General features: G+C 52.4%; 27 protein-coding genes and 5 pseudogenes. 7 read left to right on the top strand and 25 right to left on the bottom strand.

Annotated features, from left to right (window positions below; genetic code table 11):
- From mobQ to BUB35_RS11420, 20 genes and pseudogenes are all read right to left on the bottom strand, one after another.
- Positions 1 to 604: MobQ family relaxase (mobQ, locus tag BUB35_RS11515; protein WP_143158983.1), on the bottom strand; the 604-nt coding region annotated here is incomplete at its 3' end.
- A gap of 187 nt (positions 605 to 791) precedes the next feature.
- Complete coding sequence (locus tag BUB35_RS11510) at positions 792 to 1,088, bottom strand: DUF3847 domain-containing protein (RefSeq protein ID WP_072851893.1); 297 nt, start codon at positions 1,086 to 1,088, stop codon at positions 792 to 794.
- Entirely contained in the window at positions 1,028 to 1,567 is a 540-nt protein-coding gene (locus BUB35_RS11505) for an RNA polymerase sigma factor (protein ID WP_072851890.1), read from the bottom strand. Before BUB35_RS11505 ends, BUB35_RS11510 begins: the two co-directional genes overlap by 61 nt.
- Entirely contained in the window at positions 1,564 to 2,025 is a 462-nt protein-coding gene (locus tag BUB35_RS11500; RefSeq protein ID WP_072851888.1) for an RNA polymerase sigma factor, read from the bottom strand. The genes BUB35_RS11505 and BUB35_RS11500 overlap by 4 nt, the downstream gene beginning before the upstream one ends.
- A gap of 10 nt (positions 2,026 to 2,035) precedes the next feature.
- Entirely contained in the window at positions 2,036 to 2,488 is a 453-nt protein-coding gene (locus tag BUB35_RS11495) for an RNA polymerase subunit sigma-24 (RefSeq protein WP_072851885.1), read from the bottom strand.
- 103 nt (positions 2,489 to 2,591) lie between these two features.
- Positions 2,592 to 3,005, bottom strand: coding sequence for an RNA polymerase sigma factor (locus BUB35_RS11490; protein ID WP_072851883.1), 414 nt, complete (start codon positions 3,003 to 3,005; stop codon positions 2,592 to 2,594).
- A 446-nt stretch (positions 3,006 to 3,451) separates the two neighbouring features.
- A complete protein-coding gene (locus BUB35_RS11485) occupies positions 3,452 to 5,095 on the bottom strand; it encodes a hypothetical protein (RefSeq protein WP_143158982.1) in 1,644 nt (547 codons plus the stop codon).
- Positions 5,050 to 6,240: a hypothetical protein gene (locus BUB35_RS11480; protein WP_072851877.1), complete on the bottom strand. Its 1,191-nt coding sequence runs from the start codon at positions 6,238 to 6,240 to the stop codon at positions 5,050 to 5,052. The genes BUB35_RS11485 and BUB35_RS11480 overlap by 46 nt, the downstream gene beginning before the upstream one ends.
- On the bottom strand, positions 6,237 to 7,112 hold the full coding sequence (locus tag BUB35_RS11475) for an ABC transporter ATP-binding protein (RefSeq protein ID WP_330391176.1): 876 nt from the start codon (positions 7,110 to 7,112) through the stop codon (positions 6,237 to 6,239). Before BUB35_RS11475 ends, BUB35_RS11480 begins: the two co-directional genes overlap by 4 nt.
- A 7-nt stretch (positions 7,113 to 7,119) precedes the next feature.
- Positions 7,120 to 8,259: a WD40 repeat domain-containing protein gene (locus BUB35_RS11470; RefSeq protein WP_072851872.1), complete on the bottom strand. Its 1,140-nt coding sequence runs from the start codon at positions 8,257 to 8,259 to the stop codon at positions 7,120 to 7,122.
- Between the two features lie 5 nt (positions 8,260 to 8,264).
- Entirely contained in the window at positions 8,265 to 9,260 is a 996-nt protein-coding gene (locus BUB35_RS11465) for a hypothetical protein (protein WP_072851870.1), read from the bottom strand.
- 60 nt (positions 9,261 to 9,320) lie between these two features.
- The gene (locus BUB35_RS11460) at positions 9,321 to 10,568 is read right to left on the bottom strand and encodes a HAMP domain-containing sensor histidine kinase (protein WP_072851868.1); all 1,248 of its coding nucleotides are present in this window, start codon (positions 10,566 to 10,568) and stop codon (positions 9,321 to 9,323) included.
- On the bottom strand, positions 10,556 to 11,218 hold the full coding sequence (locus BUB35_RS11455) for a response regulator transcription factor (RefSeq protein WP_072851866.1): 663 nt from the start codon (positions 11,216 to 11,218) through the stop codon (positions 10,556 to 10,558). The genes BUB35_RS11460 and BUB35_RS11455 overlap by 13 nt, the downstream gene beginning before the upstream one ends.
- 83 nt (positions 11,219 to 11,301) lie before the next feature.
- Positions 11,302 to 11,472 (bottom strand): annotated as a pseudogene (locus tag BUB35_RS11450) (DNA-binding protein); the annotation flags it as partial.
- Between the two features lie 109 nt (positions 11,473 to 11,581).
- A complete protein-coding gene (locus tag BUB35_RS11445; RefSeq protein WP_072851864.1) occupies positions 11,582 to 11,935 on the bottom strand; it encodes a TnpV protein in 354 nt (117 codons plus the stop codon).
- Positions 11,936 to 11,961: 26 nt separating this feature from the next.
- Positions 11,962 to 13,842 carry a recombinase family protein gene (locus BUB35_RS11440; protein ID WP_072851862.1) on the bottom strand — a complete coding sequence of 627 codons (1,881 nt, stop codon included), beginning with the start codon at positions 13,840 to 13,842 and terminating at the stop codon, positions 11,962 to 11,964.
- A 91-nt stretch (positions 13,843 to 13,933) separates the two neighbouring features.
- Positions 13,934 to 14,902: pseudogene (locus BUB35_RS11435) on the bottom strand (type IV secretory system conjugative DNA transfer family protein); the annotation flags it as partial.
- Positions 14,899 to 15,375: a PcfB family protein gene (locus tag BUB35_RS11430; protein WP_002569165.1), complete on the bottom strand. Its 477-nt coding sequence runs from the start codon at positions 15,373 to 15,375 to the stop codon at positions 14,899 to 14,901. The pseudogene BUB35_RS11435 and the gene BUB35_RS11430, both read right to left, overlap by 4 nt.
- 41 nt (positions 15,376 to 15,416) lie before the next feature.
- Positions 15,417 to 15,638, bottom strand: a complete 222-nt coding sequence (locus BUB35_RS11425; RefSeq protein ID WP_002569164.1) for a DUF5348 domain-containing protein — start codon at positions 15,636 to 15,638, stop codon at positions 15,417 to 15,419.
- A gap of 23 nt (positions 15,639 to 15,661) precedes the next feature.
- Complete coding sequence (locus tag BUB35_RS11420) at positions 15,662 to 16,645, bottom strand: DUF6017 domain-containing protein (RefSeq protein ID WP_002569163.1); 984 nt, start codon at positions 16,643 to 16,645, stop codon at positions 15,662 to 15,664.
- A 285-nt stretch (positions 16,646 to 16,930) separates the two neighbouring features.
- Between BUB35_RS11420 and BUB35_RS11415 the strand changes: the two are divergent.
- Positions 16,931 to 18,412, top strand: a pseudogene (locus BUB35_RS11415) (recombinase family protein); the annotation flags it as partial.
- 38 nt (positions 18,413 to 18,450) lie between these two features.
- Here the strand turns inward: BUB35_RS11415 and BUB35_RS11410 are convergent.
- The 4 genes from BUB35_RS11410 to BUB35_RS11395 form a co-directional block, all read right to left on the bottom strand.
- Positions 18,451 to 18,864 carry an arsenate reductase ArsC gene (locus BUB35_RS11410; RefSeq protein WP_021659595.1) on the bottom strand — a complete coding sequence of 138 codons (414 nt, stop codon included), beginning with the start codon at positions 18,862 to 18,864 and terminating at the stop codon, positions 18,451 to 18,453.
- Between the two features lie 4 nt (positions 18,865 to 18,868).
- Positions 18,869 to 19,210: a thioredoxin family protein gene (locus BUB35_RS11405; protein WP_044992652.1), complete on the bottom strand. Its 342-nt coding sequence runs from the start codon at positions 19,208 to 19,210 to the stop codon at positions 18,869 to 18,871.
- 18 nt (positions 19,211 to 19,228) lie between these two features.
- Positions 19,229 to 20,230, bottom strand: a complete 1,002-nt coding sequence (locus BUB35_RS11400) for a permease (protein ID WP_021659597.1) — start codon at positions 20,228 to 20,230, stop codon at positions 19,229 to 19,231.
- Between the two features lie 95 nt (positions 20,231 to 20,325).
- Positions 20,326 to 20,640 carry an ArsR/SmtB family transcription factor gene (locus BUB35_RS11395; RefSeq protein ID WP_021659598.1) on the bottom strand — a complete coding sequence of 105 codons (315 nt, stop codon included), beginning with the start codon at positions 20,638 to 20,640 and terminating at the stop codon, positions 20,326 to 20,328.
- A 116-nt stretch (positions 20,641 to 20,756) separates the two neighbouring features.
- Here BUB35_RS11395 and BUB35_RS11390 point away from each other — a divergent pair.
- The 4 genes and pseudogenes from BUB35_RS11390 to BUB35_RS11375 all read left to right on the top strand — a co-directional run.
- A pseudogene (locus BUB35_RS11390) lies at positions 20,757 to 21,005 on the top strand (VirD4-like conjugal transfer protein, CD1115 family); the annotation flags it as partial.
- A 187-nt stretch (positions 21,006 to 21,192) separates the two neighbouring features.
- Positions 21,193 to 21,351, top strand: a complete 159-nt coding sequence (locus BUB35_RS11385) for a Maff2 family mobile element protein (protein ID WP_072851858.1) — start codon at positions 21,193 to 21,195, stop codon at positions 21,349 to 21,351.
- A 131-nt stretch (positions 21,352 to 21,482) separates the two neighbouring features.
- A complete protein-coding gene (locus BUB35_RS11380) occupies positions 21,483 to 21,710 on the top strand; it encodes a helix-turn-helix domain-containing protein (protein ID WP_072851856.1) in 228 nt (75 codons plus the stop codon).
- A 21-nt stretch (positions 21,711 to 21,731) separates the two neighbouring features.
- Positions 21,732 to 22,085: a hypothetical protein gene (locus BUB35_RS11375; protein WP_072851854.1), complete on the top strand. Its 354-nt coding sequence runs from the start codon at positions 21,732 to 21,734 to the stop codon at positions 22,083 to 22,085.
- 173 nt (positions 22,086 to 22,258) lie between these two features.
- Here the strand turns inward: BUB35_RS11375 and BUB35_RS11370 are convergent.
- Positions 22,259 to 23,024 (bottom strand): annotated as a pseudogene (locus BUB35_RS11370) (helix-turn-helix domain-containing protein).
- A 616-nt stretch (positions 23,025 to 23,640) separates the two neighbouring features.
- Between BUB35_RS11370 and BUB35_RS11355 the strand changes: the two are divergent.
- Complete coding sequence (locus tag BUB35_RS11355; RefSeq protein WP_072851850.1) at positions 23,641 to 23,940, top strand: hypothetical protein; 300 nt, start codon at positions 23,641 to 23,643, stop codon at positions 23,938 to 23,940.
- A gap of 12 nt (positions 23,941 to 23,952) precedes the next feature.
- Positions 23,953 to 24,483, top strand: coding sequence for an SMI1/KNR4 family protein (locus BUB35_RS11350; RefSeq protein WP_072851848.1), 531 nt, complete (start codon positions 23,953 to 23,955; stop codon positions 24,481 to 24,483).
- The last annotated feature ends 448 nt before the right edge of the window (positions 24,484 to 24,931 follow it).

Raw genomic sequence — 24,931 nt, 5'->3', positions numbered from 1 at the left:
AGGCCGCCCATGCCGCCCGCCAAATCTCCACATTCCCTTTGTCGTTCCAGTCGGTGGTGTCCTCCCGGTGGTTCTTCCAGCCGCCTTTCCCATCCGGGATACGCTGGCCGTTTTCGTCTAAGTCGTATGCCTTGCGGCACTTCGCGCCCCATGCGCCATTTTCTTTTAGGGGCCGGACGGTCAGCATGATATGCACATGGGGGTTGCCGGTTCCCTTGTCATGGATGGCAAAGTCGGCGCACATCCCCTTGTCCACAAAGTTGTCCTTCACATAGGCCCGGACAAGGGCAAGCTGCTGTTCCCTGGACAGTTCGCGGGGCAGGGCCGCTTCGATCTCGCGGGCAAGCTGGCTGTCCCTGGCTTTCTCGATCTGCTCGACACTGTTCCAGAGGGTGGAGCGGTCTGCAAACTCTGGCGGGGCGTGGGCGGGCAGCATGATTTCCGCATGGACAACGCCGCCTTTCCGGGTGTAATCATGGGTCAGGCCGTCCCATTCATTCGTCAGTTTGGTTCCGCTTCGGTAGGCGGCTGCGGCAACAGCGGAACGGCCCTCGCTGCGCTTGATGATACTGACGGGGATATGACAGAAATCTATGGGTGGCACCTCCTTTCGGCGGGGATATTTCAGGCGACCTGGAGCCGAACAGACGCGAAGCGGGTGTTTGGCTGCGCGGGGCGCACAAGGGGTTTGGGGAGTGTAGCTCCCCATCGCGGACGAAGTACGCAACAGCCCCCGGCAGGGCGCACGACACCGGCAACGGTGTATAAGTGCGCCCTTGTAAACAAGGGACTTACGGCTTGTCCCCGGATTTCGGCAGTTTTGCGGACAGTTCCGCCGCCCCCGGAAGATGGGACAGGGCAATCAGGAACGCCTTGACCTCTACGCCGGGAAGGTCGGGGGCCAGAGGGAAAATGCCCTCCAAAATGGCCCCGCGCTCAATCAGGCGGCGGGTGCGGGCCTTGCGTTCCTCATTGCGCTGCTTGTTCTCCAAAATCTTCTGGCGGTTCTCAAGCTGCCGGATTTCCTTCAGGACTTCTTCGCGCTCGTCTTTTTTCTGTTTCGTTTGGGCGGTGCTGTCTTTGTGCATATCGCTTTCTCCTTTGGCGGCTTCATCCAGCCGCGCTTGATATAATATTTCTGTAACTTGATAATGGCGTTGCGAACCGTGACAATGGCCGCTGATGTCGTGAAGCCTTCGGCCTCGGCAATCTCCTTAAACTGTTTGCCCTCCCAAAACCGGGCATGAAGGCAGCTCGCCTGTCGGGGAGTCAGGGTGGCAAGGGCCTCCCGGAGCCGTTCCATCATCAGGGCGCGGGCGGCCTCCTGTTCCCGTTCCGTTTCCTTCTCCATCAGAATATCCTCCGGGGAAACGGCCTGCTCCGGGAAATGGTTTTCCATGCCGGGGGATGCGTCCAGAGAGTAACAGTGATAGTGCTGCTTGGCGTCATTGGCGTCCTCTGCGCGGCTTTCCTCTACAATGGCGTCTGCCACCTCGTCCGGCACTTCCACAAAGGTGTCTTTCTTACAAATCGGGTAGTAGTATTTTTTCAGGTTGATGGTTTTCATAGGCCGCTTGTCCATTTCCGGCGTATGAAGTACCGGCGCAGCCGCCGGAGCGCCGCATGGATGGACTTTCCTGCCTGGGATGGGGTGATATCCTCCATCGCGGCAATATCCTTCACTTTCATCCCCAGCATATACCGGGCATGGACGCGGCGGGCCTGCGTTGGGGGCAACGAAGAAATGGCCTCATAGAGCCGCCGGATCAGCTCGGCGTGTTCGGCCTGTTCCTCTTTCTGCACGATGTAGTCCTCTGGCGATGGCTGCGCCCAGCCGATGGCAGCTTTCTCAATTCCGTCATCACAGTCAAGGGAGTAGTGGGCCTTGTAGCGGTACATCTTGCGCTCCCTGGCGGCCTCGGCCCGCTTGTCCAGCAGAAACGCCTCGACAATTTCATCCGACACCTCCACAAAGGTGTCCTCGGTGCAGAATGGGTAATACTGTTTGAGGTTGATCGTCTGCATAGGCCCGCCCTCACTCTGATGGGAAAAGGCCGTCATAGCAGCGGCGCATATTCCGCAGGCCCCGACGGATGGCAATACTGACTTTGCTGCTGTGTACGCCCTCCATCCGGGCAATTTTCGGCTGGTTGATACCGGCGATGTAGTAGGCTCGGACGCGGCGGGCCTGGGTGGGAGTGGCATGGGCCAGGGCCTCCGGCAAGGCGGCAACCAGCCGCAGGCGGGCGGCCCGTTCCTCGCGCTCCAAAAGGATTTCCTCCGGCGATCTGCCGTGTTCCAGCGCGTAGTTCTCCGCCCAGCTATATGCATCCAGGGAGTACCAGGCGCGGTGATAGACCTTCCGGCGCTCATAGTTGTTCATCTCGCGCTGGGCCTGCCGCATGGCCTCCCAGACCTCGTCGCTGACCTCTACAAACTCGTCGTGCCGGTAGTGGGGATAAATCCACCGCAGATTGATTGTTTTCATAGGCTTACCTCCTGAAAATGGGAGAGGCGGGCAGCTTGTCCGCTGTCCGCCTCCCGCTGGGATAAGGGAAACAATCCCTTTCACTTGGTAGCCCGAAAAGGGGTCATTCGTTAAGCCTGTTTTCAAAGAATTTTATAAATTTTTTTCTGACTGCCTCCACACTCTGATACACGGCCACTTTGGAGCAGCCGCACACCGTCCCGATCTCCGCAAGGGTCAGCCCGTCCAGGGCATAGAGCAGGAACCGGCGGCGCTGGGCCTCGGTGCAGGTATCCAGGACAGCCATCAGCTCGCCCAGCGTTTCCATACGGCACAGGTAATCCTCCGGCGTTTCGCCATAGATACCCACGCCCTCGGTGGCAACTATGTATTCGTCAAACTCCCGGCCATCCCAGTGCCGCCGCTGTTCATGGGACAGGTTCTCGGTTTTGTGGTCGGCCCGGTCAAGAAATTCATAGACTTCCAGTGTGACCTCCACGGCCACAGCTTGTCCGTTATAATTGATGGTGACTTCCATCTGCCTTTCCTCCGTTCAGATTTTTTGTGAGAAAATCTGAACGGGGCGGCGGGGAGCGGCACCGGGGGCAGGGTTCGGGCCATGTTGGCCTGATGTTCCGGCCCCATAGGTATGAAAAAGCGCCCGGACAGCAAAAAGCTATTCGAGCGCAAAAACTCCAATATTCACTTACAGAATGACAATTTTCGCACCGGCTGCCAGACGGGACCGGTTCGGTGGCTGGGCTTTTTTTGACGAACTACATATTCCTGCTCTCATGGCGGCTCCCTCCTTGGGCCGCCTGTTCTGGCATCACTCTCCTTCAGATAAAAATAAGAGCGGCGGCCTTGATTTCTCAAAACCGCCGCCAGCAAAAAATAGGCGTGAAAAGTAATCTGCCACGCAGCGGTTTTTTTCTTTTCTGCCGCTGGCAGATTTTTTATATTTGGGATATAAGTTAATTAGTATCAGATAACACTCATATACTCCAAGCTGTGCATTCCTTCTACGTTGGGGACAACCACTGTCTCCCATCCCGTCCAACGGAACACCTTATAGAGCCGTCCGCCTTGCAGATAGTAGATGTAATTCCCGTCTACGACAAAGGATGTAACAGAGCCCACATCGGCCAGCAGTTCATCCATCGTTGGTTCATGGTCAAGCAGTCCCCAAAAAGTCGCCGTGTTATCAGAGCCGGTGCTGAAGTAAAGCCGTGTGGAGAAATCCTTTAAGTCAACCCGATAAATCTGAAAACCATCGCCCACCTCGCCGCTGGAGGCGTAATAACAGGCGTCCTCATCAACGTAGATGCTGGAGATCGCCCCAGCTTGTCCAAAGGGATCACGGGTCAGCAGGATGGCCTCACCTGTGGCCTTGCTGGTCGCGGTGATGGTGTTCTCCACCATATCAAGCTCCACTGTATAGGTGCTGTTTTCTCCCTTGGACGCATCGGCCAGAAAATCATGCGTAATCTCAGCAGAATTGCTTTGCCCGCAGCCACTCAATGAAACGGTCATACAGAGTATCAATACCGCTGTCAGGAGAGGGCGAGTAGAAATGGCCTTCCGCCTACCGACATAAAACCTGAGACAGAGCCAAATCAGCAGACAGATGATAGCCAAGGACAGAATCGCCAAAAGTCCAAACTGCTCCGGCGTGATGCCCGGAAAGGTCACTATATCAATCAAGTTCCAGTTCTCGTCATATCCAACCTCTGTCAGTGTCCCCCACACATAGCCGGTTCCGGCCAGCAGACCCGCCGGGAGCGGAAGGACATATTTGAGAAAGCTGCCGCCGATCAAATGTGGCAGGATAGAAACCGCGATGCCGGAAAATGTAGTCAGCACCGTCTGCCGGAACAGAATGGAGAGCAGGGCAATCAGGATCGAAAACCAAGCAGCGCCCAAGCATCTGGACAGGACTACGATCCCATACGCCTGTCCAACGGAAATGAGATAGGGCGAATGTTCAAAAAAGGACAGGCTTTGCAGCGGATAGGATGCTCCATCCAGGCCGACCAATAAGGAGACAACAACAAACTGCACCAACTGAAACAAAGCCGTCGCCAGAACCGCCAGGGCCGCCATTATGCCTAACTTGATCCCAGCCAACCGCCCTCGGCCATTTCTGCAAGAGCGGAGGATCTGCGCCATCCCACACTGGTATTCCCCACAAAATACCGGAACACAAAGCGCCAGCAGGAACAACAACAGGATTACATTCACCCCATCGTGGGTTAGGAGTGTATCCCATCCCCGCTCGTCCATGAGAAAACGATGGGCGGGGTCCTCTTTTGCGTAGTAATACTGGTTATAGATGGTCAAGAAGGCGGCTTTTCTGCCGTCATCGGAGCGGGTGGCTTCTGCGTATTCCGTCTCCATCTCCTGTGCTTTTTCCTCTGTCACCTCGCCTTGCCAGCGATCCATGTAGGCCAGGTAGGTATCTTCATTCCGGTCAATCACATAACTGCTGTCGTAGCCGCTGCCAACACAAAAGACTGCATAGGCCGCCAGAGAAATCAGAAGAAGTAAAAGCCCTTTATGGTGAAACAATATCTTTTTTAATTCTACTTGCAGCATGATTTCCTCCTGATTGCTATGACCAGCAGACACTCGATTACAGCTTGAACGATCAGAACGACAAGAATCTGGAGCAAATATACCCCGCCGATGCTCACTCCGGACAGGCTTTCCAGCAGTTTACTGCCGCTGGTCAAGGTGAATGGGCTGATGCAGGAAAGAGCCTGTTTCCACCACACGGAGGAGAGCGCCCAGCCGGTGCAGTAGTTCAATGCTGCGCCAAGCCCCAATCCAATCAGGCAGGGGTAAAGTGATTTTTGGAAACGGGCGGACAGGAAAATCAGCAAGAGTGCTGTCACACTGAAACCGATGGCTTTCAGTCCGCTCATCAATCCATAGAACAGCAAAATGGAGCCGGAGAATGGCGTATATTGATAACTCTCGATAGCATAGAGTGGGCTGGACCAGCCTTCAAAACCACACAAAAGCCCAAATACCAGCAGGTTTAACAGGGCGAACAGAATCGTCAGTATCCACGCAAACATCACGCCAGCGCCGCATTTGGAAAAGAGCAGAGGCCATCTGCCTCGCTTGCAGGAGGATAGGATCAGCGTCATCCCATTTTCTCTCTCCCGCGTGAATGTGGGTGCTACCGCCAAAATGAGTAAGAGCAGGATCAGCAGATCGGAAAAGTCATAGGACAGTAGGGCCTCCCAACCGTCATACAGATAAAACGCGGGGATCGTTCGGCCTGAATAATGGTTTAGAATGTAGGCATTTTCTGCCGCTCCCGCTACATTTCCGCTCTCCTGATAGAAGGTCAAGTTTTCTTTTGCCTGGGCCAGAATTTCCTCCATGTCAGAGGAATATTTGACACTGTACTCCATGTGGGGATAGAAATAGCTGTGGAGCAGATAGTAGTCGCCAAAGATATAGCCGCTGTACGTCCCCTCCTGCGGTTCCCGGCTATATGTACCATCTGCCGTCAAATCGTCCAGCCGCTGGTACTCTGACGTGAGGAAGCGCACGGTTTCCTCTGTAATAGGGCCTTTAATCCGCTCATATATGGTGTTGTAGCCTGTCTGCATCCCGCTTGTATTGGCCGCAACAGGCCGTATCTCGCCGGCGCGATAGTCTGCGATGATTTTGACCGTATTCAGGCACAGGAACAGCGCCAGCGCGATCAGTGTATAACGCCGCAGGATGCCTTTCCTTGCCTCCAAATAGAGAAAACTCATGACTGTCCCTCACTGGGCTGGAAGAAGGTATGCAGGAACAGGTCGTCCAGATTGGGGGGCACCGGCCTTGCGCCCCGGAGCGGTTTCCCGTCATCTACAATGCGCAGCAGATAGGAGCCGTCCTGCTGCTTGATGTTGCTCACGCAGTAGGTGTCCACCATCAGGGCCATATCCGCCTCGTTGGCCGACACCTCCCATACCTTTCCCTGGATGCTCTGTTCCAGTTCCCTGGGCGTACCCTGCATGACCAGTGTACCCCTCCGAAGCAGGAGGATTTCTTTGGCGATATATTCCACATCGGAAACAATATGGGTAGCTAAAAGGATAATACGCCCCTTGGCCAGACGAGAAATAAGATTGCGGAAGCGAATCCGCTCGCCTGGGTCAAGGCCCGCCGTCGGCTCGTCCAGCACCAGCAGTTTGGGGTCGTTCAGAATGGCCTGGGCGATCCCCAGCCGCTGCCGCATCCCGCCGGACAGCGCCCCGATCCGCTTGCTGCGGTTTTCCTCCAGGTTGACGAAAACCAGCGCCGCGTCGATGCTCTCTTTTGCGTTCGCTACCCCTTTTACTTGGCACATATAGTCCAAAAATTCCTGTACGGTAAAATTTGCATAGAACTGAGGGTATTGGGGCATATAGCCAATCTGGTCGAAGTAGCGCCCGCCCATCTGGACGGTGTTTTCACCGTCCAGATGGATCACGCCGCCGCTGGCAGGCAGTATTCCAATCAAAATATTGATCAGTGTCGTCTTGCCAGCTCCATTTGGCCCCAGCAGGCCGTAGACGCCTTCTGTCAGAACTGCGGAAACATTTTGGAGCGCGGGATATTTTCCATAAAATTTTGTGATGCTTTCAAGTTCCAGTTTCATCATGTATTCCTCACGGAAGGTCAACCGCCTGTGAGAGGGCATAGCCGTCATCCGTACCCAGGGCTGCATAGGCGGAATGACCGATGACCCAAATCTCATAGGGCTTGCAGTTTGCATCCATCGTATAGGTTTCATCCGCAACTTTCGTGCCATCGCTGACCTGATAGGCCCGCAGAGTGCCGCTTGGGCTGTCCCCACCCGCACAGGTCACAATGTACTGGCCGTCTGCGGATACAGCGGCAATCCCGCTTTCATCTCCGCTCTCCACGCTGATTGCTTTTCCCTGCTGCTGGGCCAAGTCCAAAAAGAGGACGGAGCCGGTCTGCTTTGCGCCTCCCATGCTGGCGGGCAGAATCGTATCAGAAACAGCGGCATATTCTCCGTTCACAGAGAGCATAGAACCGGAAAAGCCATCGGCGGTAAAAACAGCGGCGGTGTTGCTGCTCAAGTCAATCGAGCCGTAGGCTGTGGTATTTTCCTGCCCGTCCAGGCTTCCGAAAAAGGCCAAATAGTCTCCGCTGCCGCTGTACCCGACTGCCTCAAAATAAACGGTTTCGCTCATGGCCGGAGTGATTTCCGTCAGCTCCTGTGTCTCAAAGGTATATTGATAAAGACTGGGCCCTTCCGCATATACAAGGGTTTTCCCATCCGGCGCAGCGGCAAAGACAGAGCCCCAAAGCCCATTTACCAATGTCTCGTCCGTCAATTCATAGGTATTCACCAGATTAAGGCTTTGATCGAACAGCCAGTAATACAGTGTCTCCGCAGAACTGTCGCCGGAGATCACCGTGACCCCGCCGGTATCCTGCACATCCGCCGCTGTCTGGCTGGACAGCATAACGATGGCCCCCTGGCTGGTCTTGTCTGTCAGCAGGGGCGTTTGGGCGGCGTCAAAAGCGTAGGTGGCTGTTACTTCGCCGGTAGATAGGTCGGTCAGTTTCAGCTCATTTGTGGTATAATCGTACTCCGGCGAGAGAAAATCGGCCCCGATGCCAGCCGTCTGCTCTGCCGATCCGTCAGGAACCTGCTGGGAGTCCGCTGAGGACTCGCTGGACGGATTTCCGGTGCTTGCCGCCGGTTCGTTGCCTCCGCAGGCGGAAAGCAGAGAAAGACTGAGTGTAAGCGCAAGCAAAATACTGATTCTTTTCATGTTCGTCAAACCTCCCCGTTGACCAAAAGTACAGATGCTGTCTTAACTGGATTGTTGATTTCAAGCTCCCCATCTTCCGGGGTAACGGCAATGGCATAGACTGTGTTCAGCGCACCAAGTGCAGAGGTATCAATCTGGAATGTGGCTTCCACCATCTGGTTTTTCACCGTCCGAACAGAGAGATAGTCCGCTCCATTGAGTTGGACAGGCTGGTGGTTGATAAACAGAGTGATATTGAAATCCGTCTCCGGCCCGCCGTAGAGTTGCACAGTAATCGTTGCCGTTTTCCCGTCTGCCTGAATGTAATTTCCATCTTCTACACCCAGGGACAAGGTTGCTGTCGTGTCCAAGCTATCAGTCGCACCCCATGCGGCCAGGGTATCTAATATGTCCTGCGGCAGATCCACCACATTGTAGTCCGTACCGGCTGTCGCCAATGTCTGTGCGGGGGCGTCTGCTACAAAAGAAATCTGGCGGGATGTGGTTGCAGATTCCTGGTGGTGGAAGCCATAACGCGGATTATCCGGCCCCTCTGCCACAAAACTGGGTTCCAGAATGGTGACAGCCATAACAGGGACGGTTTCTCCCGCTTTGCCTGTCACGGGCTGGAATACCATGTCGAAATTCTCCTGCTGTTCATAGTCCAGGTTAAAGACCTGCATATAGCTTTCCTCAAGCTCTGTACCATCCTCATAGACTGCGGAATAGGGCTGGGCCACCCCATCCACAAATAGGAGGACGCCGATCTCTGTAGTCTTTCCAGAAGAAGCGCCAGTTATGGAGAACGGAATTTCCAAGGACTCACCATCGTAGGTGTAAACCGTGTCCATCGGGTCTTGCAGACCAAATTCCGCAGAGCCCATCTCATTGTCCGCTGGTTCTTCCTCAAAATAGGCGTCCAGGCTGTCCGATTCGTCCGTGGCTGGGTCTCTGGTCTGCGGTGCGCTGCACCCAGCCAGCAAACATACAAGTGCCAATGAAATAAAAAGAAATCTGTGCATAAAAATACTCTCCTTATCGGTAGGATAAGGAGAGTATAATGGGAAAAGGTCTACGATTGGTCAATCGGCATCAATTTTTTCCGCTTGTATCTGCATTTCTACGCAGGCTCCGTTGTGATTGCTCAGAGAGAGCGTTCCCCCCTGTTTTTGGCAAAGGGTGTTGCAGATCGAGAGGCCAAGCCCGAAGTGGTCATTTTCCGTGTTTTCTTTGTAAAACGGCCTTGTGGCGGAGCGGAGGGATTCTTCTGAAAAGCCCTTCCCATCATCATGTACTTGAATTGTAAGCAGACTTTCTTGCCACCCAGCCTTTAATTTGATCTCACGGCTGGCGAAGCGCAGGGCATTGGAAATCACATTGTCGATCATGCGATGTACCAAAATCCCATCCAGCATGACCTGAATATCCGGAACCCCACTAATATCCATAGAGAATTGAAGCTGGTGCTGCTGCGCCAAAACGGTGTATTCGTCCTCCTGCTCCTCAAAAAATTCCCGCAAAGAGCAAGCTGTTGGCTTCACTGGGATGGCATCCATCGCCTGTATCTCGCGCACCTGGTTTGCATACTGTTCCAGTCGGTCTGTTGCCAAAGAAAGATTGTGGATCGTGTCCATCAGTTTGTCCTCGCTGATGCGTCCAAGCGGGACATTATGCGAGAGATATTCTGTGTAGCCCTTCATCACGGTGATGGGGGTACGGAGATCATGGGCGATGGAGGCGCTGAGCTTGCGCCGCTCCTCCATCATAGCCCAGGTCTCTTGATTATTTTTTAGGAGGGCGGCCCGCATAGTGTCCATCGCCCGACAGAGTTCACCCATTTCGTCCGAAGCGGGATAATCCAAACAAAAATCCAGGTCGCTTTGCGATATGCGGTCGGCGCTCTGTAAGAGTAACGATAGCGGCTGTTTCAGTTTGATGGAATAGAACATCCAGGCGCAGAAAATCGTCCCAAGCACGAAAAGCAAGGTCGGCACCAGGACTACGGCTGCTTTTGCCGCATAGTAGGCCACCCGCTGTGTATCGCTCAGATTGGCGATTTGGTATTCGGTGGATAAAATTACAAGCTGTCCATTTTCCCCTGGGACAATCTGTTCATCATCCGCAATCACCAGGTTATATTCATCCTCAGTTTCCTGGGGTGGCAGCACCTGATAGTCCGTTACACTTTCCAAGATGTGATTTTGCACATTGACACAGGTAAAAATAGTCGCTGCCGAAATACCTGCTACAAGCACCGCCATAACAAGGACAAGTGATACGAAGGCTCGGCGGAGCGGCATGGAGCGAAGCCAGTGTTTTATTTTACCCATTTATAGCCGCACCCCCAGACTGTTTCAATATACTGCGCCCCCAACTTGTTTCGGATGCGGCGGATGTGTTCCTTCACCACAGCGTTGTCAGCGGTGCCGTCAAAGCCCCGCACCTGTTCATAAATTGTTTCCCGGCTGAATACCTGTCCAGGGTGGAGGGAAAGCAGTTCCACTATATCAAATTCCACCTTGGAAAGTTCTATGGGCTGGCCATTTCGCGAGACAGTCCTTGCGGCGTAGTCCACCACAATGTCTCCAAAGCCCCGGACACTGATTTTTTGCTGGATACGGCTCTCTCTGCGCAGGTGGGCCTCAACACGAGCAGTCAGCTCAGCCAGGCTGAACGGTTTCAAAATATAATCATCCCCACCGGCCCGCAAGCCTGCTACACGGTCTGCCTCCTCAATCCGGGCGGTTAAGAATAGGATGGGGCAGGCCACATGGTCGCGGATCGCCCGGCACAACTCAAGGCCATCCATCCCCGGCATATTGATGTCCAGCAGAATAATATCTGGCTGCTGGTTCAGCTTTTGCAGTGCCTCCTCACTACTTTTTGCTGTGATTACTTGATACTGCTCCATTTCAAACTGATCCCGAAGCATATCTAAAATCATCTGCTCATCATCTATGACCATAATCGTATAGCTCATGATTTCACCTCGCTCGCTGGTATCATAATAGGAAAAAGTCTATAATCAGTCAAATTCACTTTTTCGTTAATCTCATTGGTTGTTTTTTCCTTCTTCCTACGTCTGTCAGCAGGCTTCTCTGCGTCTTTCGGTATCAGCCAGATTGTTGCCATTTTCACAGCTCCGGGAATACGGCCATCGACGCAGTAATAGTTTATTTGATGGGCCGAAACGCCCCATTTTTCGCTTGCTTCTTTCAAAGTCATATATTCCATCTCGCATTCCTCCAATATATTCAGTATATTTCTTGATCTCGAAGAATACAAGATGCAAAGCGTGTCAGAATTGTGATTTAGGCAGAGGCCGAAGCCTCTGCCTAAAAAGCTAATTGTAAATCAGTTCGTCTTGAATAATTTCCTCCACCTGCTCTTTCAGCGTGTTCATCAGCCCTACCCAGCGCATAGGGTCACGGGCTTTCAGTTCCTCGGTGACGCCCGCTGCCTCCATCATGCGGGGCAGCATGGCGTCCATCCGTTCACGCGCCGCCCGGTCAATCTCCAATAGGTGCGGGTACAGCTTTTCGCTCAAAATCAAGCTGCTGTAAAGGCCGGGCCGGTGTTCCCTCAGGTGGCGTTGCCGCATACGGCCATACTTGCCGATGGGGGCCTCTGACTGCTCGGAAAGTTTCAGGTCGGGGATGTAGTAATCTCCGCAGCGGGTGTAAGTCAATTCGTTCATGTTCGTCCTCCTTTGCACTGTGATGGTTAAACTGCGGCGCTGGCCGATACGGTGGCCTTGCGCGGCTCCTGCCTGGGTAACTGGCTGACGGTGGAAAAAATGCCTTTCTCCATATCCTCGGCCCGGATCGCGGCCTTTGCTGCCTCCATTTTCGCCTTGCGCCTGGCGTTGTAGCGTTCTTCCCATTCCTTCTGCTTGCCGTTTGCTTTGCGGCGCAAGTAGTTCTGGTGAAGCCTGTCCTTGCGTTCCTCCTTCTTCCGCAGTTCTTCCTGTTCCTCCGGGGTCAGGGGAACCGGCTGTAAGGCGGGCGGGATATACCGCCCCACAAAGTTGAAGTAGATTTCAACCTCCTGCGTGGTGTCCTGGCTGCCTTTGAGGGCGCGTTCATGGACAAGGATTTTCTCTACAAACTCGTTGAGCATGGTATTTGTCAGCGTGTCAAAATTCTCGTACTTGTCAATCAGGGCAATAAACTTCTCCGCAGATTTCCGGCTCTGCTCATAGCCGGTAACGGCCTTTTCCAGTTCCGCGATTTCCGCATTGAGGGCGTCCTGCTCTTTGGCGTACTGTGCGTCCAGGGCCTCATACCGGGTGTCCGGCAGCTTACCCAGGGCGTTGTCCTCATAGATTTTGCAAATCAGCTTTTCCAGTTCCCCCGCCCGCTTTTGGGCGGCGGCCAGCCGTTTCCGCTTCTTGGATATATCGGCGGTCTGCTGGGCGGCCTGCGTTTCCTGGACGGTGCGGATAAACTCAGCCCGGTCATTTTTAGAATACTCCGCGATGGCCCGGAGCATATCGGTTATCAGGGTCAGGACAGCTTCGGCCCGGATGCGGTGCTGCGTGCCGCAGAGCGTCCCGCATGGGACTTTGGTGTACTGGCTGCAAGTAAACTGCGGGTCACGCTTGCCGTTATTGACGCGATGGACATACATCTTGCCGCCGCAGTCGGCACAGTACATCAGGCCGGTCAGGGGATGGGCCTCGCCCCAGCCGTCCGGGTAGCGCCTGACATTTGCCCGGATGCGCTGCACATTGTCAAAGGTTTCCTGGTCGATGATGGCCTCATGGGTATTCTCGAAAATCGTCCACTCACTTTCGTCAACATAGTGGCTTTTCTTGTCCTTGAAGTGCTTGCGGGTCTTGAAATTGATGGTGTGGCCCAGGTATTCCCGCTTTTTCAGAATGTTCACAATGGTGGACGATCCCCAGCCGTAGGGGTCTTTGACCGGCTTCGTCCTGTTTACTCCTTCGTCAAAGTGTGCCAGATGGACTGCGGGGATTTCAACCTTTGCTTCGGACAGCAGCTTGGAAATCTGATAGGGGCCGTAGCCCTCCATCGTCAGGGAAAAGATACGGCGTACCACCTCGGCGGCTTCTTCATCCACAAGCCAGTGTTCCCGCTTTTCGTCCCACAGGTAGCCATAAATGACGGTTCCGGTCAGGTGTTTGCCGCTCATGCCTTTGGATTTGAACACAGAGCGGATTTTCCGGCTGGTGTCGCGGGCGTAAAACTCGTTCATGATGTTGCGGAACGGGGTAAAATCATCATCGCCTTTCAGACTGTCCACACCGTCATTGATGGCGATCAGCCGGACGCCGCGCTGCCGCAAAATCTCCATGACCTGGCCGACTTTCAGATAATCGCGCCCCAGGCGGCTCATGTCTTTGATAACAATGGCCTCCACCCGTCCGGCCTCGACTTCCTCCATCATCGCCAGAAAGCCGGGGCGGTCAAAGCGGGTTCCCGATACGCCGTCATCGGTGAAGTGGGTGGGGTTCGGCAGCCCATTCCTGCGGGCAAACTCCTCTAACATCTGCTTTTGATGGCTTATGGAATTACTCTCGCCCTGTAACTCATCATCGCGGCTCAAACGCTCATACAGTGGGGTAATTTTCTCGTTTCTCATGGCTGTACCTCCTGAAATGAAAATGCTCTAAGTGACTGCTTCACTAACCATGACAAAAACCATGATTAAGAAGTCACTTAGAGCATACATCTCCCGCCGCCAGTTTGTATTTTTTGTACTGCTTGACTGCAAAATGTTCCGGGTCTTTTTCTTCCAGACGTTCAAACATGAGGTCAACCGGGTTCTGGAAATCCTCGTCGTCCTCGCGGGCTTCCGACGCATTTATCATTTCAAGCAGCGTCGTGAAGTTCTTCTCGTCCTCTGGGGCTTCATACCAGATATAGCCGATTAGTGCGGTGTAGTAGAGCTTTTCCGCTTTCACCCAGAAATCCTCGCCGGATTTTTCCCCGTCGCCTTTGGTGTTGGCGATAATGGTATTGACTAATTTCAAAATGTCCTTTTCGCTCCGCAGATAGGCAAAGGGATTGTATTTCATGGATTTTTTGAAGTTAATCGTATTTAGCACTTTGATACGGTATTTGTACCGCTGCAACATTTTCCCGGTTTCCAAAATCAGTGTTCCTTTCGGGTCAGTGACGATATACGACGTTGGAAAATCCTTTGACGTACATTGCATGAGCGACGGTTTCACAAAGAACCGGGTCTTGCCGCTGCCGGAACCGCCGATTACAAGAATATTTTTGTTTCTTGCGTATTTCGGCTGCTTCGGGCGGCTGTTCATGGTGAGCCGTTCCGTCTGCGTTAAGGGGATATTGTTCTCAAATACCGGGTCTGTGTACGGCTTTATGTCGTCAGCCCCGCCCCAACGCGCCGAACCGTATTCTGTCCCGCGGCGGTATTTCTTCGCGTTCTTGCCTTTGGTGTAGATAATCAGCCGGACAATGACCGCCCCCGCAATGCCGATAAGTAAGTCTGCCGGGTGGAAGCTCGGCGCGATACTGGAAAAGGCGGTGGTAAAACCGTCCCCAAGATGTAGCAGCTTTGCGCTTGCGTCCGCGCCGGGGGATAGACGGACAGCCGCGCCCACTTTATCAAAGAGCCAGACAAAGAGCAGATACGGGAGATTTAGGATAAGCAGCTTCTTGATTTCCGGCTTCATAGCGATACCTCCCTGTCCTTGTTCTTGACCTTTGCCCGTTCCGCGTTCTTGCCCTGTGCGGCTTCTTTGAGCGTAGAGAGCAGCTTTCGGATAGAGGGCTTTTTCTCCTGTGTCAGCTTCTTTGCGGAAAACTCCTTAAAGGCTGCGGTCAGCACGTCCGCGTCCCGCCCCTTGAAAAAAACCAGATAGCGGGGCGGGCTTTCCGTTGCGTCCTTTTTCAGCGCAAAGTCGATACCGTACTTTTTCGCCGTACTCTCAAAGGCTTTGATATTGCCCTCGGTAATCTCAATGTTGGAAACGCCCGCGTTCTGCTTCATAAGCTGCTTTAAGCTCTGCTTTCCCTGTGGCGGTTTTGCAAGCTGCTTTTTGCCCTTTGACAGTATGGCTTTCATTGCCTTTTGGAGCGTCTGGGCGGTCAGCTTCCCGGTCTTGATGTAAAGGGCTATGGTCTTTTCGTTTACTTCGTCCTGCAATTCCTCGCGTCCTCCTTTCGCGTTTCTTTATGGGGCGGCGGTCAGATACGCACCCGCAGCCCGTTCAAGTCCTCGGCTCTGATACCCACAAGATACCAGTTGTCGCCGTACTCAATCCGGGTCGGCTTCCACTTGCCCCGCACGAATACGTCAAAGCACTCACCGCAATGCAAGCCCCCGTAGTAGCTGTTTAAGTCAAAGCGAATGTCGTAACGGTCGGTGCGCTCGTCAAATACCAATGCTCCTGTCATTTTCTGTGCCATAATAAAATCCTCCTTTTGTTGTTTTACAGGCTTTCGCCCGGTTTGAATGAATAATAGTCCGGGTCGCCGTACTGCGGCTTCTTCGGTGACAGTGCGCCGCTTGCCATGTCATGGGCGACAAGGGAAGTGTAATAATTGCCGATAGTGGACGGGGCGTTGAAAAGGGCTGCTTTCAGATATTGCTTGATGTTGCGGATTTTCGTTGTGTTCTCCCGCATACAGTCAAGCACAAAGCGGATATGCTCGCCGTCCAGTTTCATAAACTTAGATTTCACAAGCTCTGCCGGGTAGTCGTCCCCCGCAATCCGTACCCGCTTTCTGGCGGTGCATACGGTTTCAAGCATGAGGTCTACAATCTCGTCCAGCCTGTCCCCGTCAAACTTCATGTCCTGTTTGAGAATGTGGTAGTCGATATTGTCCTTGATGATTTCCCGGTATATATCAACTGCGCTCTGTGCTGCCGCTTCCGTTCCTTTCCGTTCCGGCGGCGTAGCCGCTTCTCTGCAAGGAGAGGGGTTAGGGGAAAGGATAGGAATGGAATGGGTACTTGATAAATCTGTATTTGATTTTTCTTTTTTTGGTAAGTCAGTTCTTTGTATATCTTTATTTAATTGCGTTGGATTTTCCAACGTAGGTTTTTCCAATGTTGGTTTTTCCTGCGTTGGATTATCCAATGTTGGATTTTCCAATGTAGGTAAATCCGGCGTAGGCGGCTGCGGCTGCTCGAATATCACATAGTCCGCGCCCCGCAAGCGTCCTTTCTCGTCGCGCTCCCTTGACCGAACGATATACCCGGCGCGTTCAAGCTCCTTAATGGCTTCGCGGATAGCGTCTATCTTCTCCCGGTTGATAAGGGATAAGCCTTTCAAGGTGTAGTCCCAATCTTCGGGGAGTGACAGCATTTGCGACAACAGCCCTTTTGCCTTTAAGGAAAGCTCCTTGTTGCGTAGGTGGTGGTTGCTCATTACGGTGTAGCCCTTGTTCCGTTCCACTCTGAAAACTGCCATAGTAAATCACTCCTTTTGCTGTGGATTTGTTACGCAGTAGAAGCGCGGTTTCGGGGGATAAGGTATAAATCCCTTGCCGCGCCAGATACGCGCCCGCAAAATCGCTTGTAGCAAGGCTTTTTCTGCCCCTACTGCGTAACAAAGGGCATAAAAAAGCGGCGTTCCTGTTCTCCCATGTAGAGAGTAAGAAACGCCGCTTCTGCGTCGTATTCAGTTTTTAGTACAATACCCTGCTTGTCCGTCGCTCGAAAAACCTTGATTTTCCAGTGTTTTCAAAAGTATCGTTATCTAACGTCAGCTTTCAACCGCCCTGCCTTCCAGCGCATGATCGCTGACATTGAGGCGGGGAAGATCGGCTGCGTCATCACCAAAGACCTGTCCAGACTTGGTAGAAATTATATCGAAGCTGGCAGCTATATCGAAATCTTTTTCCCCAAACACAATGTACGCTATATCGCCATCACCGACGGCGTGGACAGCCTGACCCGTCAGGAGATGGACATCACGCCTTTTAAGAATATCCTGAACGATATGTACAGCCGGGATATTTCCAAAAAGGTGCTGGCGGGCATCACGACCCGTTCCCGGCAGGGGAAGTTCTGCGGGGGGACGCCGCCCTTCGGTCTGATGCGTGACCCGGAGGACAAAGGGCATCTCATCATTGACCCGGAGACAGCGCCCATCATCCGCAAAATCTATGACTATGCCCTTGACGGGATGGGCTGCATGAGGATTTCCAAACGGCTGATGGAAGAAAAAATCCCCATTACCCATGTCAAGGCCAACACGGAGTTTGACGCCAACTACTATTCCTGGGGCGGGGCCAGAATCAGCCATATCCTGCGGAATCCCTTTTATAAGGGCGCACATCTGGTCTTTCGGACGCATCAGAAAGGCATCCGCTCCAACACCTATGACATTATCCCCCGTGAGGATTGGGAAATCATCGAGGGCTGCCATGAGGCCATTGTGACGCCGGAGGAATGGGAACAGGTACAGGAACTCATTGACCGCAAGCCACCCATTATGAAAGGCAATGTCTGTCCCTTCTACAACCTGTTCCACGGGCTGGTCTACTGCGCCACCTGCGGGAAGTCCATGCAGGTGCGATATGAAAAAGTCGGCAGAACCGGCAAGAACCGCTTCACTGGTGAGATGCGGGAGCCGATTGACAAGGCGTACTATATCTGCCAGACCTACAATCGGATGGGTTGCAAGGTCTGCTCCAGCCACAAGATCGAGGCCAGAGATTTATACAATCTGGTGCTGAAGGATATACAGGAACTGGCGGCGCAGGCCATGAAGGACGCCGATGCGTTCTATCAGCGGCTCAGCAGCCGGATGGAGCGCCGGTATCTGGTGGACGCATCCCAGACAGAGAAAGAACGCCAGCGGCTGGAGGCCCGAAATCAGGAGATTGACGGGATGTTCCTGAGCCTGTACACCGATAAGGCCAAAGGCATCCTGACCGAGCAGCGGTTTGTGAAGCTGACGGCGGCGCTGGAACAGGAGCAGGAATCCAACCAGAAGCGTCTGCATGACCTGACGATGATGCAGAGCCGGGCTGATGCCCAGGAAAGCGAAGTCCGTACCTTTATCAAGGAAATCCGGCGCTATGCCACCATTGAGGAACTGGACGAGGCGGTGCTGAACCGGCTCATCAGCCGGATTCTGATTGGCGAGGTCAAAAAGGTGGACGGCCAAAAGGTGCAGGAAGTCAGAATCGTTTATAACTTTGTCGGGGAAATCCCGGAGATTGCAGCATAAGATAGCGAAGCCCTCCCCAATGTTGGGGAGGGCTATTTTTAATGCTCGAAATTTTCTTTGACGAATTCTTTTAGCGCCATCATTTTTTGCTCAATGGCCGCAATCGTTTTCCGATACTCCGCCTCATCCTTTCCAGACGGATCGTCAAGCCCCCAGTTTTCCCTATATTTGCAGGGAAGATAGGGGCAATTTACATTACAACCCATAGTCACAACGATGTCAATCGGTGGAAGTTCAGTCAAGAGCTTGCTGTATTGCGTCTGCTCCATGTCGATGCCGTATAACTGTTTCATCAGCCGCACGGCATCTTGGTTGATTTGTGGTACCGTTTGTGTTCCTGCGGAGTAACTCTCAAAGACATCAGAGGCCAAATACTTTCCGAGTGCCTCTGCAATCTGGCTCCGACAGGAGTTGTGAACACAGATAAAGGCCACTTTTGGCTTTTGGCTCATACGCTTACCCTCTGATCTTCTGAATGAGGGCTTTGGCCTCGTCCTTTTTCAAAACCTTACCATAAGATACCACTTTACCATCTACCACCAGGGCAGGGGTGGTCATCACGCCATAGGCGGCGATTTGAGCAAAATCGGTCACATGGTCGATGGTTGAATCCATGCCCAGTTCCTCAAGTGCCTTTCTGGTAGCATCCTCTAACGCATGGCATTTTGCACATCCAGAACCCAACACTTTAACACCAGCTGACTTTTTTGCGGTTTCGGCCTGGGCCATAGCTTCCGGTGTACAACTGCTCCCGCAGCAGCAGCTTTTTTCTTCTTTCTTTTTACCAAACAGTCCCATTGTAAATTACCTCCTAAATCACATTAAAATAAATTGAAATACATTGAACAGATAACCAACAATAATAATTCCTATCGCACAAACACCAATAAACAATGCCAACAGTTTCGGTTTTACCGCCTTGCGGAGCATGATAAGTGACGGCAGGGACAGGGTTGTGACGGCCATCATGAAGGACAGAACTGTGCCAAGCTGCGCTCCTTTGGAGAGCAGCGCCTCCGCAACCGGAATTGTGCCAAAAATGTCTGCATACATGGGGATGCCTACAATCGTGGCGAGAATAACGCCAAAGGGATTATTGCTGCCAAGAACGGTTTCCACCCAGCTCTCTGGTATCCAGTTGTGGATCAACGCACCAATGCCGACACCCACCAGAATGTAAGGGAATACCTTCTTGAAGGTATCCAGCATCTGTTCCTTCGCATAAATCAGTCGTTCCCGTATCGTCAGATCAGGAGACTCAATGTCCACACTGCCAGCAGAAAGAACAAAGCTCTCAATGTGCTTTTCCATGTGCAGTTTCTCAATGATTGTACCGCCGATGACAGCAATGACAAGCCCCAACAACACATAGATGATGGCTACTTTTGCGCCAAAAATGCTGATGAGCAGGACAAGACTTCCCAGATCAACCATCGGAGACGAGATCAAAAAGGAGAATGTCACACCCAGCGGCAGGCCCGCACTCGTAAAGCCGATGAACAACGGGATAGATGAGCAGGAGCAGAATGGTGTCACTGTTCCCAGCAGAGCAGAGATAATGTTCGCCCAAACTCCGTGAAATCTACCCAAGATACGTTTACTCCGCTCCGGCGGGAAGTAGCTTTGGATATAAGAGATCGCAAAAATCAGCACACAAAGCAATACAGTGATCTTTAAGACATCATAGATGAAAAACTGTATGCTGCCGCCGATCTGTCCGGTAACATCCAGGCCAAGGGCCGACAACCCCATGCCGATCAGTGCATTGAGCCATTGCATCCCAAGCACCTGATCCTGAATAAAGTCCCATACACCCATACAAAAACCTCACTTTCCATTTTATACATTACATATCAAAATATTTTGATGTGTATTGCCAAAAGAAAAGCCATCCGCTATTTAGATGGCGTATTCTATCCACACCGATGGCAAGCTATCGCTTGTTCCGTATCCGGCGTTGTCAGTTCCTTTAGCAGTTCTATCGCATATTCTCTGCCGGAATCGCTCAATTGGTAATGCGTCCACTTTCCCTCTTGCCGGCTGGTAACAATGCCGGAATCACAGAGAATTTTCATGTGATAGGAAAGACCAGATTGCGTTAAATCCAGAGGTTCTTGTAAAACACAGGCGCACTTTTCTCCGCCTCTTAGCTGCTCCAGAATTGCAAGCCGTTTGGGATCGCACAAAGCCTTAAACACTTTTGCCTGCTTTTGATACTTTGTTTCCACGATCTCACCTCACATCAAATTATTTTGATGTATCAAGTATATGCACCAAAATGAGAAATGTCAACCCCTGTTACGATAAAATTTTTCTAATTCTTGAATTCATCACTTGACATTGTGGCAAAGAGCTTATGACGCAGGACGAAATCGCCGTAATGGACGGTGGAAAATGTATCTTGCAGCTACGCGGAGTGCGTCCGTTTTTCTCGGATAAGTACGATATTACAAAGCACCCGAATTACAAGTATCTTTCCGATTATGACAAGAAAAATGCCTTTGACATGGAAAAACACTTGCGCCGCCACCCTGCAATCGTTAAGCCGGACGAAGTATTTGACTACTACGCCATAGACGCCGCCGACCTGTAAGGCGGCGCAGAAAGGAGGACTCTATCAGACGCAAAAATCCCTGTCCCTATTGGGGGCGCGCCCCTACCTGTAAGCAATATATCTCTTTCCTCATGCGGTAGCCGAAAAGACTACCGCTATTTTTTTGCCCGAAACACAACAAAAATATATTTTTATCGCCGCACAATGCGGCAGAAAGTGAGGTTATATGGAATTTTTCAATCAGGCGGTTACTGTACTGCAAACCCTCGTTATCGCGCTCGGTGCTGGTCTTGGTATCTGGGGCGTGATTAACTTGCTCGAAGGCTACGGCAACGACAATCCGGGCGCAAAAAGCCAGGGCATGAAGCAGTTAAAGGCGAATTAGATGTAATCAAAAGAAAGGAAAAGCACAATCCAGACGGAACCGGCGGCGCTGTCAAGAAATATTGCGGAAACACAAGGCTCCTGCTATAATAGGGGCAAGACATTTGACGATGGAGAAGGAGGCGGACGCCTATGCACATCAGCTATCAGCCGCTATGGGACATCTTGAAGGAGCGCGGCATGAGGAAAGAGGACTTGCGGCTTGCCGCCGGACTTACCACCAACATGATCGCCAACATGGGCAAGGGGGAGCATATCAGCATGAAAACGTTGCTGCGTATCTGCGGGGCGCTGCATTGTGATATTGCAGATGTGATTGCTTTGGAGCAGGACGAAAACTCTGCAAACAAAACAAAGTAATTAGCTGAAAGAGGAAATATTATGAAAGAGTATGTGTGGCCCTATCAACATATAAGCGAGCTGGTTTTTATGTCCAAAATCGTCATAGCGGAAAATATTTTACAGAAATATGGAGCGGAGTGCATAGGTATTTCTTACGAAGATATATGGAACATTCAAGATGGGGCCTCTACATATAAAAAGCGGATTTGGAAATGGCGAAACCAATATGTGCGGGTAGATAGAGTGCTTTTTCCAGAAAAACCGTTTCTTGTCTTAGAATTTTCTCAACAAGAAGATGGGCCGTATGAAGATGCAGACCCGTTTCCGTATGATTTGCCGACCATTGAGTTTGAGAAAGAAATCAGATGTTCTTTAGGAATAGATAAATCGTGAGAAATTTTATAGTTAGCTGTGAGAGTTAATTTTCTATTGGCCGCCCCCTGCTGGGACACGTTGTCCCAAAGGTGGGGAGCATAAAATAAACAGCACCGGCCCGCCCAACCTCTGGACACTTTGTCCTTCCAGCAGGCGGCCCAGCCAAGCAGGAAACTTCGGTTCCCTGCTTTTTATTTGCGCTTCTTCCGCTTTGAGCCGTGTGTTTTGAGCAGGGAGGATTTGTTCAGGATATGGATCAGCTGCCGGAACTCCAACTCGGTCAGCTTGCTGTAATTGATCCCCAGCCGCTTGCAGTACAACATCGCCTGCCGCTCCAAGTCGCTGCCCTTGAAGTTCATCACTTCCTCTATGTCCTGCCGCAGTTCTTCGGCCACCGAATTGACCGGCGCTCCCTCGCTATCCCCCTTATGGGCGGCGCGAATGTCCTGAATGACCCGGCGCAAATCCTCGCTGACAAGCTGACTGAAATACTCGTCCTCGTCCAGATGGGCGGCTTTCAGAATGCGGAGATGGGGATCGTCCTCGCCCGGCTGGTAGCGGTCTATGATTTCCTGCCGCACCACATCCACATAGGCGTTGAGGTTCTGCACCTGCATACTGGCCACCCTGTCCACATAAATCTCGATGTCCGCCAGCAGCCGGATAAAATCCTTGTGGGCCATCATCTCACACAGCAGCCGGTTGTTGACCCGCCCGCAGTGGTTTTCTCAGATATTCCCGGTTGTCGGTCAGGCCCAGCAGGTAGTCCACGGACACCTGATAGAAGTCGGCCAGCTTCAACAAGCTGCCGTGATTGATTTCCTTATAGTCGTCGTTCTCATAGCTGCCGAGGGCGGACTTTGAAATGCCGGTCTGCTCCGCCAGTTCTTCCAGCTTCAAGCCCCGCTCCACCCGTAAATCCTTCAACCGCTCCTGTACGGAAACGCGCGTTTTCATAGGCACCTCGCTCCTTCCCGCGGCTGGACGCCGCTGTCTTTTTGATTATAGCATACCATTCCGCAATCGTGGAAATTTTCCGTTTCCGGGCGGTATTCCTACTTTGCGGACATACGGGCAAGGGCACAAAAATGGTCTATGATAAGGGTAGTTCATCGATGGATTATTCCAATCGAATGACCGGCCTGTATGGGATATGCTCCCCGGCGATGTAGCGCGGCGACCTGCGGCAAGGAGGTGGAGGAACCTTGACCGCAGCGAGCGTACCAACGGGGGCGAAACGCCGCTGTGAGAGTCAGGGGCAGGAACGACATCAGGGAAAACCGGCGAACATGAACACCCAACGCGGAACGGGGCAGGATGCTGCCCCCGCCCGTGTCGTTTCGGCCTTTCCGGGGCCATTCTGCGCCGCCACACCAACGGGGGCGGCAATCCCGGTCAAGAGCCGTAAAAAACGAAAATCAGGCGATAACAGCGGCCCGGCACGGACGATGACCCGTCCGGGCCATTTTGAACGCAAAAACGCCGTTTTTCCCAAGTCAAGAGCCGGGAAAAAGAGGCAAAAAAGGCCCCTCTTGCGTGACGGGGCAAAAATTAAGGGAAAGGAGCGGAGGACATGAAAACAGGATTGAAGAAAAGCCAAAAAACGACTATAATTGAGTTTGACGAGCAAGGCCCCCGAATCACCGTCAGCACCCACAACACGGACTTGAAGAACCGGCTGGGAGCCTACGCCCGCCGCTGGCCGGAGTGTTGCCGGGAGGCGGACGATGACGGCTGGGGCTGCAAGACCTTTGAGATCGACAAGGGCCGCTTCTGTTTCCGGCTGACCGCGCCATACAGCGCGGAACGCCGGGAGGCGGCAAGGAAGTTTGCAAGGGAACACAATACCGCCGAGAGATTATATAAAAAGTAAGGAGAAAAGCACATGGATCTAATAAAACAAATCTATCTTCTTTTTGACAATTTCAAGGATGAAAAATGTTTTGCACATAATGGCTACCATCCTGACTGGAGGCCCAACTGGAATGAGAAAATTGAAGATGAACTGAAACTAATTCAAGAACATTCCCCTATCCCTCTGCCAGATGATTACTGTGAAATATTCCGTGCTTTCGGCGGGGGCGGGATTGAGGACGGACGGCCAAACTGGGCAATCCCTGACATGAGTTTTTGGGCATGGGCGGGAATAAAGGATTTTAATGATTGTTTTGATTTTTTTAAGAAATGTCCCAACGCTCTTCCCATTGGCGATGACATTGGGGACATGATGTATATGCTCATCCAGAGCGAGGAAGAAAATGGTATCTATATGTCTGAAAAATCTCTTTTTTGGCATAAAGAGTATAGAACAAAAATTGCAAGCTCGTTTACGGAACTTTTTACCGATGCCGAGGTACAGCGAAAATTTCGCAATTACTTTAACTATGGTTATGACAAAGGAACTGATGGGAGGTAACGGCGCAAAAATCCATTCTGCAAGAATGGCGCACTTCTATACATGGCCTGACGGCCATGTATTCGTGCGCTCTGCGAGGCGGAACGGCGGATTGCCAGATGGAGCAATCTGCCGTTTTTGCGTCGCTACGCTCCGTCCAAGGGGGTGCCCCCCTTGCGCGGCTTACGCCGCTTACCCCGCCCACCCCCGGAAGGGGGACACCCGCCCCGGCGTCTGTCCCCCTTCCGAGGGCCTGATAACCGAACACCGACACCCTGACCGCTCACCGGGAACGCCCCGGAGGACGGTCATTTTTTACGCCCATTTTCAGAAAAAGGAGGCCAACGACCATGAGCAAAAAATTAGATGAGCTACGGCGGGAGTACGCCGAGAACGAGGCCAAGCTGCAACAGTACCGGCACCGGGTACAGCGGTTGGAGCAGCGGAAGAAATACTATGAGAAGGGGGA

Source organism: Anaerotignum lactatifermentans DSM 14214 (assembly GCF_900142265.1).
In the GTDB taxonomy this organism is placed as follows: domain Bacteria; phylum Bacillota; class Clostridia; order Lachnospirales; family Anaerotignaceae; genus Anaerotignum; species Anaerotignum lactatifermentans.
This window is presented reverse-complemented; position numbering and strand designations above follow the sequence as displayed.

Bases quoted from the DNA above. Each gene is read 5' to 3' on its own strand.
- BUB35_RS11350 (WP_072851848.1), top strand. From the start codon at position 23,953: ATGGATCTAATAAAACAAATCTATCTTCTTTTTGACAATTTCAAGGAT.
- BUB35_RS11495 (WP_072851885.1), bottom strand. From the start codon at position 2,488: ATGAAAACAATCAATCTGCGGTGGATTTATCCCCACTACCGGCACGAC.
- BUB35_RS11460 (WP_072851868.1), bottom strand. From the start codon at position 10,568: ATGGGTAAAATAAAACACTGGCTTCGCTCCATGCCGCTCCGCCGAGCC.
- BUB35_RS11380 (WP_072851856.1), top strand. From the start codon at position 21,483: ATGCACATCAGCTATCAGCCGCTATGGGACATCTTGAAGGAGCGCGGC.
- BUB35_RS11510 (WP_072851893.1), bottom strand. From the start codon at position 1,088: ATGCACAAAGACAGCACCGCCCAAACGAAACAGAAAAAAGACGAGCGC.
- BUB35_RS11385 (WP_072851858.1), top strand. From the start codon at position 21,193: ATGGAATTTTTCAATCAGGCGGTTACTGTACTGCAAACCCTCGTTATC.
- BUB35_RS11420 (WP_002569163.1), bottom strand. From the start codon at position 16,645: ATGGCAGTTTTCAGAGTGGAACGGAACAAGGGCTACACCGTAATGAGC.
- BUB35_RS11490 (WP_072851883.1), bottom strand. From the start codon at position 3,005: ATGGAAGTCACCATCAATTATAACGGACAAGCTGTGGCCGTGGAGGTC.
- BUB35_RS11475 (WP_330391176.1), bottom strand. From the start codon at position 7,112: ATGATGAAACTGGAACTTGAAAGCATCACAAAATTTTATGGAAAATAT.
- BUB35_RS11480 (WP_072851877.1), bottom strand. From the start codon at position 6,240: ATGAGTTTTCTCTATTTGGAGGCAAGGAAAGGCATCCTGCGGCGTTAT.
- BUB35_RS11505 (WP_072851890.1), bottom strand. From the start codon at position 1,567: ATGAAAACCATCAACCTGAAAAAATACTACTACCCGATTTGTAAGAAA.
- BUB35_RS11465 (WP_072851870.1), bottom strand. From the start codon at position 9,260: ATGCACAGATTTCTTTTTATTTCATTGGCACTTGTATGTTTGCTGGCT.
- BUB35_RS11405 (WP_044992652.1), bottom strand. From the start codon at position 19,210: ATGGGACTGTTTGGTAAAAAGAAAGAAGAAAAAAGCTGCTGCTGCGGG.
- BUB35_RS11455 (WP_072851866.1), bottom strand. From the start codon at position 11,218: ATGAGCTATACGATTATGGTCATAGATGATGAGCAGATGATTTTAGAT.
- BUB35_RS11470 (WP_072851872.1), bottom strand. From the start codon at position 8,259: ATGAAAAGAATCAGTATTTTGCTTGCGCTTACACTCAGTCTTTCTCTG.
- BUB35_RS11500 (WP_072851888.1), bottom strand. From the start codon at position 2,025: ATGCAGACGATCAACCTCAAACAGTATTACCCATTCTGCACCGAGGAC.
- BUB35_RS11400 (WP_021659597.1), bottom strand. From the start codon at position 20,230: ATGGGTGTATGGGACTTTATTCAGGATCAGGTGCTTGGGATGCAATGG.
- BUB35_RS11440 (WP_072851862.1), bottom strand. From the start codon at position 13,842: ATGAGAAACGAGAAAATTACCCCACTGTATGAGCGTTTGAGCCGCGAT.
- BUB35_RS11355 (WP_072851850.1), top strand. From the start codon at position 23,641: ATGAAAACAGGATTGAAGAAAAGCCAAAAAACGACTATAATTGAGTTT.
- BUB35_RS11375 (WP_072851854.1), top strand. From the start codon at position 21,732: ATGAAAGAGTATGTGTGGCCCTATCAACATATAAGCGAGCTGGTTTTT.
- BUB35_RS11410 (WP_021659595.1), bottom strand. From the start codon at position 18,864: ATGAGCCAAAAGCCAAAAGTGGCCTTTATCTGTGTTCACAACTCCTGT.
- BUB35_RS11445 (WP_072851864.1), bottom strand. From the start codon at position 11,935: ATGAACGAATTGACTTACACCCGCTGCGGAGATTACTACATCCCCGAC.
- BUB35_RS11425 (WP_002569164.1), bottom strand. From the start codon at position 15,638: ATGGCACAGAAAATGACAGGAGCATTGGTATTTGACGAGCGCACCGAC.